The organism is Corynebacterium sp. KPL2734, assembly GCF_040225595.1.
Taxonomy (GTDB): domain Bacteria; phylum Actinomycetota; class Actinomycetes; order Mycobacteriales; family Mycobacteriaceae; genus Corynebacterium; species Corynebacterium rhinophilum.
The window spans coordinates 1-11,749 of sequence record NZ_JBEHFO010000005.1 but is presented as its reverse complement, the minus strand read 5'-3'; the positions used below and the strand labels follow the sequence as shown (position 1 = coordinate 11,749).

Genomic DNA, 11,749 nt, shown 5'->3' with positions numbered 1-11,749 from the left:
GCTTAGGAGAAGTCCAGGCCGATATCCAGCACGCGCACCGAGTGGGTGAGGGCGCCGACGGCGATATAGTCCACGCCCGAGGTGCCGTACTCACCGGCGTTCTCCAGCTGCAACCCACCGGAGGCCTCCAGCGCCGTGGTTGGGCTGAGGGCTTGCCGGCGATGGACGGCGGTGTGGACATCGGCAAGCGCGAAGTTATCCAGCAGCACCATATCCGGATGCAGCGGGAGCACCTCGTCGAGCTGATCCAAGGTATCGACCTCGACCTCGCAGGCGATGTCCGGGGCGTGCTCACGCACGCGACGCAGGGCCGTGGCCACGCTGCCGCCCACGGCGAGCACGTGATTGTCCTTAATCATGGCGGCATCGCCCAAGCCCATCCGGTGGTTCGCCCCGCCGCCGGCGCGGACGGCGTATTTCTGCAGCGCGCGCAGGCCAGGCAGGGTCTTGCGGGTATCGCGCACCTGGGCCTGTTTAACGCTGTCCGGCGTCCCCGTGTCTTCGGCTGCTGCTGCGATGGCATCGACCCAACGCCGGGTCTGCGTCGCGATGGCGCTTGCGTGCGAGACCATATTGAGCATGGTGCGTTCAGCTGCCAGCACGAGGAGGGTAGGTGCCTGCACCGTGGCGATGACCTGGCCTGGGGTTACACGGTCGCCGTCGGTGGAGTGGAGGGTGATGGTGGGGGTCGGGGCATCGGCAAGCGTGGAGCCGGTATCCACGCCCCAGTGGCTTAAGCGCTGGGCGGTAGCGTCAAGAACCTGCTCGATAAGGCCCAAGCCTGCGATGGTGCCGGCCTCGCGCGCGGTGAACTCCGCCGTGCAACGGGCCTCACCCGGCACCGTGGCAAGCGAGGTGTAATCCGGCCCGTAAGCGAAATCCTCATCCAAGGCCGTGGAAATGAGCGCGGAGCAATCCGGCAGGCGCAGGTCTTCCATTTACTCGCCCCCGCCGGGGTTGCCAATCGAAATCATGGCCTCGAGGGACTTGCGCGCTGCATTCGCGATGTCTTCTGGAACCGTAACTTCATCGGTTTCTTCCATCAGGCAGCGCTCCAGGGCCTCTGGGGTGATCATCTTCATGTATTTGCACTCGGCGTGGTCATTGACGGCCTGGAAATCGACGTCTGGGGCGGCCTGGCGCAGCTGGTGCAGCATGCCGGTCTCCGTGGCAACGAGCACCTTATTCTGCGGCTGCTTCTGGGACTGGGTGATCATCTGCCCGGTAGAGAGCATGTGCACGCGCTCTTGCGGCACTAAACCTTCGTTGGCCAGGTACAACGCGGAATTGGAGCAGCCGCACTCCGGGTGGATATACAGGTCCGCGTCCGGGTTATCTTGGGTCTGCTGGGTCAGCTGCTGGGCGCTAATGCCGGCATGCACGTGGCACTCACCGGCCCAGATGCGGATATTTTCCCGGCCGGTCTCGCGCTTGACGTAGGCGCCCAAGAACTGGTCTGGGCAAAAGAGGATCTCTTTATCCGCCGGTAGCGAGTTGACCACGTCGACGGCATTGGAGGACGTACAACAGACATCGGTCAGCGCCTTGACCTCTGCGGTGGTATTGACGTAGCTGACCACCAGCGCATCGGGGTGCTCGGACTTCCACTGGCGCAGCTCATCAGCGGTGATGGAATCTGCCAGGGAACACCCAGCGCGCTCATCGGGGATGAGGACCTTCTTATTCGGAGAAAGAATCTTCGCGGATTCCGCCATGAAGTGCACGCCGCAAAAGACGATGATATCTGCATCAGTTTCCGCCGCCTTGCGGGACAGCGCCAGGGAATCGCCAGTGTGGTGGGCAACGTCTTGGATCTCCGGGATCTGGTAATTATGCGCCAGGATCACCGCATTGCGCTGTTCCGCCAACTCTTTGATCCGCTCCGCCCAGGCCTTTCCTGCCGCGGGGTCCGAACCAGCAGGAGTGGCAGAGGGCATGGCGCTAACATTGGTTTGAGTCACAAGTGCTCCAAAGGTGATAGTCACAGAAATTAGTGGGGTGTTATAACCGTACTAAACTGTCTGTGTTCAAGACCACTTGCGATGCCAGGTGAGTGCACCGACCCAGCCCTTTTGGTGGGGTAGGGGGGACTAGAGCTCCAGCGATCCTTGGGCGAGGCCGACCGCGGCGATGGTGGCGGCCACCAGTACCACGATGACGATTGACCACTCAAATCCATTAAAAAGCTTCTCGCGGCGCGATAGGCGGGTGAGCACGTACGGGATAAGCCCTGGCACTACGGCAAGGGCGCCAAAGAGAATATAAACTGGGTCGGCGGCATAAATTAGCCACAGAGAGTACACAAAGGCCACTAGCGCGATGCCAAAGTGGCGCCGGTTTTCGCGTCTGGGAATATCCGGCCCGGATAGATCGAACCGCGTTCCGGCGTGCGGGTGGGTCACGCCTTTGCCCCGTATCGCTAGCAGCAATAGGTACAGCGAGGAGAAGATATAGGGCAGGAGGTACATGATGGTGGCGAGCTGCACCATCGCGGCATAAGAAGCTTCATTGACGTAAAAGACGACGATGAAGATCTGGATGGCAGTTGTAGAAATCAGCTGGGCTACCCACGGGGCGCCGGCCACATTGATGGTGCCGATGCGGCGGGGGATAAGGCCATCGATGGCCATCATGACGATGGGCTCAGCACACAGCATTTGCCAGGAAACGTAGGCGCCGAGGACCGAAAGGCACAGACCGATGGAAATCAGCGCCCCGCCCCACGGGCCGACGACCTCCGTGAGCACCGAGGCCATGGAATTATCCGGCAGCGCGGCTAGCTCTTCTTTCGTCATCACACCAAAACTCAAGGTGGAGACGGAAACCAAGAGTGCAAGCACGGAGAAGAAACCAATGACGGTGGCGCGGCCAACATCGGTGCGCTTAGTGGCCTGCTTGGAATAGACGGAGGCGCCTTCTACGCCGATAAAGACCCAGACGGTAAAGAGCATGATGCCCTGGACCTGCTCAAAGACGCTGGCATTGGAATTTCGGCCCCAGAAATCCAAGGTGAATTTATCCCAGCTAAAGCCGATGAACGCGACTAAGACGATGAAGGCCAGGATGGGGACGATCTTGGCAATCGTGGTCACCAGGTTCATGAATGCGGCTTGCTGCACCCCGCGGGCCAAAACGGCGAAGATGCCCCACGATAGAAGGGAGACGGCGATGGCAGAGGGCCATTGGTGGTCGGCATCGAAAAGCGGCAGGTAATGCCCAATCGTATTGAAAAATAAGGTGGCATAGCCCACCTGCGCCATCACCGAGCCCAGCCAGTAGCCCCAGCCTGAGGTAAAGCCGATGAAATCGCCCAAGCCGGCGCGTACGTAGGAATAGACGCCGGAATCCAAGTGGGGCTTGCGATACGCCAAAATCTGGAAGACAAAGGCAACCGACAGCATGCCGATTCCCGCCACCAACCAACCGATGAGCATGGCACCTGGGCCCGCCACGGAGGAAATATTTTGGGGTAGCGAAAAGATGCCCGCGCCGACGGTGGATCCGATAATCAGCGCGACAAGCGTCCACAATGACACCGAGTGGGACTTATTTTGGCTGGAGGTCATTGGCCTAAAGTACCGCGCCCGCCCCGTTAAAGGGAACTTGAGAAAATACACGGGATAGACTTTGTAGCTATGACAGTCCTGTTGCTCGATGAACGCTGGCCCACCATGATTCCCATGCGCGCCTATGGCAGGTTATACGGACCCGTTCAGTTCACCGGGGAAGTGCCGGTATCAGTGCGGTGGAACTTCTCGGATCTACTTAGCGGCGATGATGCCACCGGCACCTTGGTGACCACCGATGAACACGATCCAGAAACCCAGGCGCGCATTGCCACCGGCGAGCAGGTCATTAGGGCTGAGTCGCTTGACGATCCCGTGATGCAGGCACGAAGCGCTATGGAAACGGCCCGCCGCATCGGCGAATGGGAACGCGAACAGACCCATGAATCCCTCCTGCCGTACTTAGAAGAGGAGGCAGGCGAATTTGCGGCGGCCGTGCGCCAGCGCGCGCCCGAGGAGGATTTGCTCAAAGAGCTAGGGGATATCTTCCTGCAGGTGCTTTTTCACGCCGAGATTTCCACTTTCTCGCTAGACGATGTCGCCGACAGCTTCGTGCGCAAGATGCGCTCCCGCGCGCCATATCTCTTTGACGGAACGGCGGACATAGTAGGCGTAGAAGAACAAAACCGCCTCTGGGCGGAGGGGAAATCGCGGGAGTAAAAGCGACGTCAAAGTCTCAGGGACTTTTACGCTTGGCGGGCGCGTGTAGTTATCCGGCGGGGTGAATTTCACTTAGTAGGATGGCTACTCATGAACAGGCTGCTGCGAACAATCGGGGGCTGCGGACTAGCCGTAGTAATCATCATTGCGCTGGTAATGGGGCTATTTGTGTCAAATTCCGCCGATGATTCTTCGGTTCCCAATGCCACCCCGCCCGTGGGTGGAAAAGAGGTGGCAAATATCGATGTCAACGCGCCGGGACGCACGGCCGATAAGCTAACGCACTGGGCATCGGATTTGGCAGAAACGACCGATATTCCGCCGCAAGCGCTGCGCGCCTATGGCAACGCGGAACTTATCGCACGGCAGCAGCACCCGGGCTGCAATTTGCGGTGGAATACCCTTGCGGGTCTGGGCTTTGTAGAAACCCGGCACGGTACCTATAACGGCAACTGGTTTAAGTCCTCCAAGTTGGATGACAACGGCTACCCGCAGCCGCCGATCGTCGGCATTACCCTGGATGGCACGAATAACACCGCGCACACCCCGGATACCGATAACGGCGAAATCGACGGAGATACGGAATTTGACCGCGCGGTGGGGCCATTGCAGTTCATCCCCACCTCGTGGGAGTCCGTGGGCGGCGATGCCAATGGCGATGGCAAGGCCGACCCGAACCAGATCGACGATGCCGCCCTGGGCGCGGCGAACCTCTTGTGCTTTGGTGATAGGGATCTCAGTGACCCGGATCAGTGGGAAGAGGCCATCTTAAATTACAACCAGTCCAGGGAATATCTGGACAAGGTAGCCCACGCGGCCAATGCCTACTCGGTACCGCAACCGGCTCGCTAGCCTCACGCGTGGCGGTTTTCTGGAACAATTGGGCGTGTAACTGAACTAAGTGGCTCAGCGACGAACATCATCTATAAGGAGTGAGTTACAGCATGGCTGGTATCATCCACGCATTTGGACGCGAGATTCTGGATTCCCGCGGTAACCCGACCGTAGAGGCCGAGGTCTTCTTGGAGGACGGCGCCCACGGCGTTGCCGGCGTTCCTTCCGGTGCATCGACCGGTGTGCACGAGGCGCACGAGCTGCGCGACGGCGGCGACCGCTACCTGGGCAAGGGTGTGCAGAAGGCCGTAGAGAACATCAACGAGGAAATCGGCGATGAAATCGCTGGCCTCGAAGCCGATGACCAGCGCCTCATTGACCAGGCGCTCATCAAGCTGGACGGCACGGATAATAAGTCTCGCCTCGGCGCCAATGCCATCCTCGGTGTGTCCATCGCTACCGCTAAGGCCGCGGCCGAGTCCGCCGCGCTGCCGCTCTACCGCTACATCGGCGGCCCAAACGCTCACGTTCTTCCCGTTCCCATGATGAACATCCTGAACGGCGGTTCCCACGCTGACTCTGGCGTGGACGTGCAGGAGTTCATGATTGCCCCCATCGGCGCAGAGACCTTCACCGAGGCGCTCAGCGTTGGTGCTGGCGTGTACCACTCCCTGAAGGCCGTGCTGAAGGACAAGGGCCTGTCCACCGGTTTGGGCGATGAGGGCGGCTTTGCTCCTTCCGTTGATTCTACCCGCGCTGCGCTCGACGTCATCGTTGAGGCCATCAAGAAAGCAGGATTCGAGCCGGGCAAGGACGTTGCCTTGGCCCTTGACGTTGCTTCCTCCGAGTTCTACGAGGACGGTAAGTACCACTTCGAAGGCGGCGAGCACACCGCCGAGGAGATGTCCAAGGTCTACGAGGAGCTCATCAACGAGTACCCTATCGTTTCCATCGAGGACCCGCTGCAGGAAGATGACTGGGAAGGCTACACCACCCTGACCGCCGCCATTGGCGATAAGGTCCAGATCGTCGGCGATGACTTCTTCGTCACCAACCCGGCTCGCCTGCAGGAGGGCATCGACAAGAAGGCAGCCAACGCGCTGCTGGTAAAGGTTAACCAGATTGGTACCTTGACCGAGACCTTCGATGCCGTAGAGCTCGCGCACCGCAACGGCTACCGCACCATGATGTCCCACCGCTCCGGCGAGACCGAGGACACCACCATTGCGGACTTGGCTGTCGCCCTTAACTGCGGCCAGATCAAGACCGGTGCCCCGGCCCGCTCCGAGCGCGTGGCTAAGTACAACCAGCTGCTGCGCATTGAGCAGGAGCTTGGCGATGCCGCCGTCTACGCCGGCCGTTCCGCCTTCCCACGCTTCAACGCTTAAGGCCTTGGGATCTAGCCTAGAAGCTGGACGCCGCTAGGAATTTAGTCCCCGCGGCACCCCGGGAAGGTGTGGCGGGGACGTCCTCGTTGTGTCACTATTTTCTGCGCAGTGTGGCCGCGAAAAGCCTATTGCGCAGCACATGTTCCGAGCGCTGAAACCGCCTGAGAAAGTTGGTGAATTTCCGCGCGTGCCACGCCCGTGTTACTGGTGTGGCGGCGCTAGGATAGTAATCCTATGGCACGTGAGAAGAAGACGGAGCGCCGCCGGAGCCGCACCAGGGTTCCGGTGGCCTCGCGTGCTGCGGATATCCGCAAATCCCAGCGGGCGCAGGAAAAGAAGAACCGCAAGCCCGATCGCATGAGCATCGTTGGCATGACCGTCATCGTTGTTTTCGTGCTGGTGGTGCTCGTTATCATTGCGGTGCCGCTGCGCAATTACTATCACGGCCGCTCTGAAATCGCCCGGCTGAATGAATCGATTGCGGCGAAGCAGGATGAAAAAGACGCCCTATTAGAAGAGATCGATAAATATAAATCCGAGGACTATATCAAGCAGGAAGCCCGGCGGCGCTTCGGCGTGGTAGAGCAGGGCGAGACCGCGTACCGCATCCTCGATCCTAATATTCATCCCGATAACCAGGTCACTACCGATAGTCAGGCGCAGGAAGATTCGCGCCCGTGGTTTGAGGTGCTGTGGGATTCGGTGGCGCAGCCGCCGGAAGAAGAAGCCCCAGCGGGCGAGTCGCAGCACCTGCCGATCGAGCCAGCGCCTGAGGAAAGCGGCGATATGCGATAATTGTTCGCATGACCGTCACTGATGCAGATTTAGCCATCGTCTCCGAGCAATTGGGCCGCACCCCACGCGGCGTGCTGGAGGTATCTTTCCGCACGCCGGACGGCCAACCGGCCGTGATTAAGACTTCCCCCAAGCTGCCGGATGGCACCCCATTTCCTACGCTGTATTACCTCACCGATCCCCGCCTCACAGCGGAGGCCTCCCGGTTGGAGGTCGCTCACGTAATGAAGTGGATGGAGTCCCGCCTGTCCGAGGACAAGGAGCTCGCCGCGGACTATCACCAGGCCCACGAGCATTTCTTAGCCAAGCGCAATGAGATTGAGGACCTGGGCACGGACTTTTCCGGCGGCGGCATGCCGGAGCGAGTGAAGTGCCTGCACGTGCTCATTGCCTATGCGCTTGCCGAAGGCCCTCAACACTTCCGTCTCGGCACCGAGGCCGTGGCCATGGCGGCCGACCACGGTAAGCTGCGCGGTACGACGATTCCACAGGATTGGCCCACGGTGGAAGAGCTGGGCATTGACCTGGCGGAGTTCGATTTTTCCAACGCGGAATAGGAGTAAGACATGACTCGCGTGGCAGCGATTGACTGCGGTACCAATTCCATTCGTCTGCTCATTTCTGAGATTGATGAAGACGGCAAGGTGCGCGATATCACCCGCACCATGGAAATCATTCGCCTGGGCCAAGGCGTGGATGCAACGGGTGAAATCGCGTCCGATGCCTTAGAGCGCGCCCGCGTGGCCTTGGAAGGCTATGTGCGCCAGATGAAGTTCGAGAAGGTCACCCGCGTGCGCATGGTGGCAACCAGTGCCACCCGCGATGCAAAGAACCAGCAGGAATTTTTCGATATGACTGCTGAACTTTTGGGCCAGATTGAATCCGGTGCCAAGGCGGAGGTTATCTCCGGCGACGAAGAAGCACTCCTGTCCTTCAACGGCGCGGTAGCCGATATGGAGCCTGACCGCGGCCCCTTCTGCGTCATTGACTTGGGCGGCGGTTCTACCGAATTTGTCGTGGGCACCGCTGATGAAGAGATTTTAGGTTCGCACTCTGCGTACATGGGCTGTGTGCGCCTGACAGAACGCATCATGCGCACCGACCCGCCCACGGAATCAGAGGTTGAAATCGCCTCTGAATACGTAGCAGAGCGCATGGGCGAGGTGGAAAAGATCGTGCCCATGTCCAAGGCGCGCACCATTGTGGGCTGTGCCGGCACGTTCACCACGCTATCCGCCTTGGCACAGGGCCTAGAGCGCTATGATGCCGATGCGATCCACGGCTCGGAGCTGCGTTTTGATGCCCTGCGGGTGCTGCTCAAGCAACTCGTCAGCATTCCCTCGGAAGAACGCGCCCTCAATCCGGTCATTCACCCAGGCCGCGCCGATGTCATCGGCGGTGGGGCAGTAGCAGTTGAGGGAATCATGCAGCTTATCGAGCGCACTAGTGATGCGCGCAGCTTTTTCATCAGTGAAAAAGACATCCTAGACGGCATCATTGCAGGTCTGGTTAGTGAATCTACCCCTCATTAACTCTTTTTAGGAATAGTGTCCTACACTATTCCTTGCGCCCCGCCCCCATAGCCCAATCGGCAGAGGCAGTCGACTTAAAATCGATTCAGTGTGGGTTCGAGTCCCACTGGGGGCACGCTGTGAAGTCTCGAGACATCGTTCCTATGGTGTCTCGAGACTTTTCGTATGGCTCAGTAATTGAGCCACGCCGCGTAGCGTACGCCGATACGATCAGTGCAGTCCCCGCCGGTCCGCAGCTCTTTGCCTGTATCTGCGTCAAGGACTCTAGGCTGCACGGTTTTTCCGGTTGTTGCTGTCGATAGCAATTCCGACTGCAATGAATGCTGGGATGAAAAACGCGCTAGCTCCCGCCAGCGTCATGATGATTGCTGTGCTGGTGGATATGAGTGTAAATCGCAAGATGTTCCTTTAATCTCGACCGAAGTATGACTGTCTAGGTACTTGAGGATTAGCTCATGAAGTAGGTACCTTTTTAAGCTTATATCGAAGCTACGGATAGTGAATCCTCGGTGTACCTGACTGCAGGTGATGGGCGCCGAAGACTCGATAAAAGGGCAGCAGGAATCAAGGTCGGTAACGTCCTGGCGGGGGTCGTTCGCCATAGTTAGTCGTCTCATAGTCAGATGTTCCTTTGCAATCTGTTGGCCTTCTTATATCGAGGCTCTTTCCCGCGGCTCATAAGGCGTGAGAGCAAGTTTCTAGCAACAAAACTCGGGATACGTCAGCGGAGGGACCGGTCCAGCAATAAATTTCCGAGAATCTTGAACAAATTATTCCAAATGAGGAACTTTGTGGGGCGTGATGACGTTGATCTACATGAGAAAGATGATTTGTACATCACTGAGAAAGGACAACCGTGCGTTCAAGCAATCCGGTTATGACCTCGCTGACTGAAAGTAGCCAGCAGCAGAACCCCAGCTACGCGGGCGAAGCCCCTCGCCCCATGACCGTGGATGACGTCGTCACCAAGACGGGAATTACCCTCGGCATCATTATCGTGGCCGCTGCTATCAACTTCTACTTGGGCACCATGAACCCTGGCACCGCCATGATGCTTATGCTGGTCGGCGGCATCGGCGGATTCATTACCGTACTTGTGGCTTCCTTTGGTCGGAAGTGGGGTTCACCGGCCGCAACCCTAATCTATGCGGTATTCGAGGGCTTCTTCGTTGGTGGCTTCTCCTTCGTATTCGCTAATAGCACCATCGGTGGTTCTAATGGCATGGCGCTGATTGGCCAAGCAATCGTCGGTACCATCGGCGTATTCATCGGTATGCTCATTGTCTACAAGACTGGTGCAGTAAAGGTCACTCCAAAGTTCACCAAGATTTTGGTCGGCCTCATTGCAGGTGTCGCGGTCATGGCTCTTGCAAACTTTTTGGGTGCCCTGTTCTTCGATTTCAACCCACTGCGCGATGGTGGCCCCCTCGCCATCATCTTCTCCCTGGTCTGCATTGTCTTGGCTGCGCTGTCCTTCCTGACCGACTTTGACCAAGCAGATCGCCTTATCCGTGCTGGTGCTCCTGCCAAGCAGGCATGGGGCGTTGCCCTCGGTTTGGCCGTGACCTTGGTCTGGCTCTACACCGAAATTCTTCGCCTGTTGAGCTACGTTCAGCGCAACTAAGTCTTTTTCATGCTTCCGGCCCGCACTACGGTGCGGGCCATTTTTGTGTCCGCGTTTGGCTTACAGGCCTGTAATTATTGGGGTAATTCAGGGGGTATTAAGTCGTTCTTTAGCCTTTAAGCGGGTAGGAGAGGACATTCAGGCTTAAGACAGCTAATGAGCAGCAAATTTCACCATTTGGAAAGTTATAAATGTGGTGTGTGAGATAAATGAAATAGTTAAATAGTGATTAAATTGCGGGCTCGGCAAGAAATTTTTACGCGATTCATGCATGCTATGTGGCGGGAACGGGAAACCGGAAGGTAGAGAGTTCTCTCCTCTATTTTCTCCTCGTTCCAGCTCGTCTAGAAGGAGTAACCGAAGGATTGTTGTGAAACGTCAGGCAACCGTAGCAGCGCTGGTAGTCAGCTCGGTCGCGCTGAGTGGCTGCGTTGCGGAAGTCGGCTCGAGGAGCGCATCAGAAGATGCCGCGATGACGGCAGAAGCTGATGGCACTAGTTCGGTCGATGGCGCGGGTGATGCCAACGGAAACCAGGGGGATGACGTGGAAGACAACGTGGGGGATTCGGAGCACTCCAAAGACGAGGACACGAGTGCTGGCGCCGGTCTTCGGGGGGGAGACCGGCGCCACGGCAGATGGGGATTCCGGGGTACTACCGTCGCCGGGAGAATTTGATCCAGCTGATCCAGATTTCGAGCTATTCGACCCATGTACGGAGATTCCAACGGACAGACTAAAAGCTGCGGGAATCGGGTCTCCTATTGGGGATACTCGGAGAATCTCCGGTTCCGTCATATGTACCTTTGAGTTCCAAGGTGACCAAAATCGGGGAGGAGTGGTTGGATTATCTGGAATGATTAGTTCCAGCCCGCTTGATGATTCATTGAATCGGGAAGAAAATCCAAAAGGAAAGTCTTCAAAGTTTGGGGACGTTGAAGAAAATGAACTTTTTGGAGATATGTTTTGCACTGTAATCCAAGAAACCGTTCGAGGGGTTATACGAGTCAATTACTCAGGATTCAGTCCTGACGAAAGTTACGAAGAAAAGTGTTCAATTGCTAGCGGAGTACTAGCGAATCTTTAGGATAAAAATCGGGGGAATTATGAAAATCAGTAGTGAAAGTCTACTAAACACAGCCATGGAAACAGAGTTTCTAGGAACGGAACTTATGGGGGCGGTTGAGAATGCCCAATCACCGTTGGATTCGGCGTTTTCACCTGTCAGCGGAATCGACCATGTAGGGGCGATTCATCAGCGAATCCTTGAAACAGTGACGCGGGCTTGTTTTAGGGACCGGTAAGGCGGTACCAGGTACCGGGGTGGCGGTAGCCGCCCGGTAGCCGGTTTT

12 protein-coding genes and 1 tRNA gene are annotated in these 11,749 nt (G+C 57.7%); 10 read left to right on the top strand and 3 right to left on the bottom strand.

The features are described 5' to 3' along the window. Positions 1-2: 2 nt before the first annotated feature. The 3 genes from nadC to ABRP88_RS04590 form a co-directional block, all read right to left on the bottom strand. On the bottom strand, positions 3-938 hold the full coding sequence (nadC, locus tag ABRP88_RS04600; RefSeq protein WP_349836372.1) for a carboxylating nicotinate-nucleotide diphosphorylase: 936 nt from the start codon (positions 936-938) through the stop codon (positions 3-5). Then, entirely contained in the window at positions 939-1,961 is a 1,023-nt protein-coding gene (gene nadA / locus ABRP88_RS04595) for a quinolinate synthase NadA (protein WP_502879855.1), read from the bottom strand. Positions 1,962-2,090: 129 nt separating this feature from the next. Then, positions 2,091-3,566, bottom strand: coding sequence for an amino acid permease (locus tag ABRP88_RS04590; RefSeq protein WP_284769963.1), 1,476 nt, complete (start codon positions 3,564-3,566; stop codon positions 2,091-2,093). Between the two features lie 69 nt (positions 3,567-3,635). On the opposite strand from ABRP88_RS04590, the gene ABRP88_RS04585 reads away from it, so the two are divergent. The 10 genes from ABRP88_RS04585 (at position 3,636) to ABRP88_RS04540 (ending at position 11,484) form a co-directional block, all read left to right on the top strand. Beyond that, entirely contained in the window at positions 3,636-4,226 is a 591-nt protein-coding gene (locus ABRP88_RS04585; RefSeq protein WP_349836371.1) for a MazG nucleotide pyrophosphohydrolase domain-containing protein, read from the top strand. 90 nt (positions 4,227-4,316) lie between these two features. Beyond that, positions 4,317-5,078 carry a lytic transglycosylase domain-containing protein gene (locus ABRP88_RS04580; RefSeq protein ID WP_349836369.1) on the top strand — a complete coding sequence of 254 codons (762 nt, stop codon included), beginning with the start codon at positions 4,317-4,319 and terminating at the stop codon, positions 5,076-5,078. Between the two features lie 92 nt (positions 5,079-5,170). Next, complete coding sequence (gene eno / locus ABRP88_RS04575; RefSeq protein ID WP_284769960.1) at positions 5,171-6,448, top strand: phosphopyruvate hydratase; 1,278 nt, start codon at positions 5,171-5,173, stop codon at positions 6,446-6,448. A gap of 234 nt (positions 6,449-6,682) precedes the next feature. Further along, on the top strand, positions 6,683-7,243 hold the full coding sequence (locus tag ABRP88_RS04570; RefSeq protein ID WP_349836367.1) for a septum formation initiator family protein: 561 nt from the start codon (positions 6,683-6,685) through the stop codon (positions 7,241-7,243). 8 nt (positions 7,244-7,251) lie between these two features. After that, positions 7,252-7,800 carry a DUF501 domain-containing protein gene (locus ABRP88_RS04565; RefSeq protein ID WP_349836366.1) on the top strand — a complete coding sequence of 183 codons (549 nt, stop codon included), beginning with the start codon at positions 7,252-7,254 and terminating at the stop codon, positions 7,798-7,800. Positions 7,801-7,809: 9 nt separating this feature from the next. Beyond that, positions 7,810-8,775, top strand: coding sequence for a Ppx/GppA phosphatase family protein (locus tag ABRP88_RS04560; RefSeq protein ID WP_349836365.1), 966 nt, complete (start codon positions 7,810-7,812; stop codon positions 8,773-8,775). 41 nt (positions 8,776-8,816) lie between these two features. Beyond that, positions 8,817-8,890, top strand: a tRNA-Leu gene (locus tag ABRP88_RS04555). A gap of 741 nt (positions 8,891-9,631) precedes the next feature. Next, positions 9,632-10,399, top strand: a complete 768-nt coding sequence (locus ABRP88_RS04550) for a Bax inhibitor-1/YccA family protein (RefSeq protein WP_284769956.1) — start codon at positions 9,632-9,634, stop codon at positions 10,397-10,399. A gap of 370 nt (positions 10,400-10,769) precedes the next feature. Further along, entirely contained in the window at positions 10,770-11,075 is a 306-nt protein-coding gene (locus ABRP88_RS04545; RefSeq protein WP_349836364.1) for a hypothetical protein, read from the top strand. Further along, positions 10,993-11,484, top strand: a complete 492-nt coding sequence (locus tag ABRP88_RS04540; protein WP_349836363.1) for a DUF3558 family protein — start codon at positions 10,993-10,995, stop codon at positions 11,482-11,484. The genes ABRP88_RS04545 and ABRP88_RS04540 overlap by 83 nt, the downstream gene beginning before the upstream one ends. Positions 11,485-11,749: the final 265 nt, after the last annotated feature.